The 746-nt window shown below is 37.5% G+C and carries 1 protein-coding gene; it reads left to right on the top strand.

Annotated elements, in window-relative coordinates; all coding sequences use genetic code 11:
* Window positions 1-69: 69 nt before the first annotated feature.
* A partial coding sequence (locus G6554_RS25330; protein ID WP_166246848.1) for a helix-turn-helix domain-containing protein occupies window positions 70-746 on the top strand: 677 nt, incomplete at its 3' end.

Below are 746 nucleotides of genomic sequence, written 5' to 3'. Positions count from 1 at the left end.
TTGATATGCTCCCCTTTAGGTAGACAGATTAAAAAATAAAAATCTGGCTACTTAAGGGGAGTATTTTTTATGTCCAAAAGAGCTTTTTCTGCAGAGTATAAATATGAGGTTCTAAAAGCTTGGGAGGATGGTTTGTATTCACTAAGTGAACTTGCGGAGAAGTTTAAGGTGAATATATCCACTATTCAGGAATGGAGAAAAAAGTTCGATAAATTCGGAACCGAAGGTCTCAAAGAGTCCTCCACCTGGAAATCATACACAAAGGGAGTTAAACAATCTGCTGTATTGGATTATCTTTCAGGTGAATATTCTTTACGTGAGGTCACAAGTAAGTACGAAATATCTGACCAATCTGTCCTCAGGCAATGGATTAACAAGTATAATAGTCATAGAGATTTTAAGGATACGTCTAAGGGGAGGACGAGCTCTATGACCAAAGGCAGAAAAACTACTTGGAATGAACGGATTCAAATTGTACTTGATTACTTGGAGAACGGAAAAGATTATCAAAGAACAGCCGAGACTCATGGGGTCTCATATCAACAAGTGTACCAGTGGGTTAAGAAGTATGAAGATGGTGGAGATGAAGCACTTAAAGATAAGCGTGGAAGGAAAAAAGAAGCAGCTGAATTAACTCCAGAAGATAAAATCAAGCTTCAGATGAAAAAGCTTGAAAGGGAAAATGAACGTTTACGTGTTGAGAATTTATTCTTAAAAAAGTTAGAGGAGATCGAAAGGGGGCGAAA

Source organism: Bacillus sp. MM2020_4 (assembly GCF_011250555.1).
Lineage (GTDB): Bacteria > Bacillota > Bacilli > Bacillales > Cytobacillaceae > Neobacillus.
This window is presented reverse-complemented; position numbering and strand designations above follow the sequence as displayed.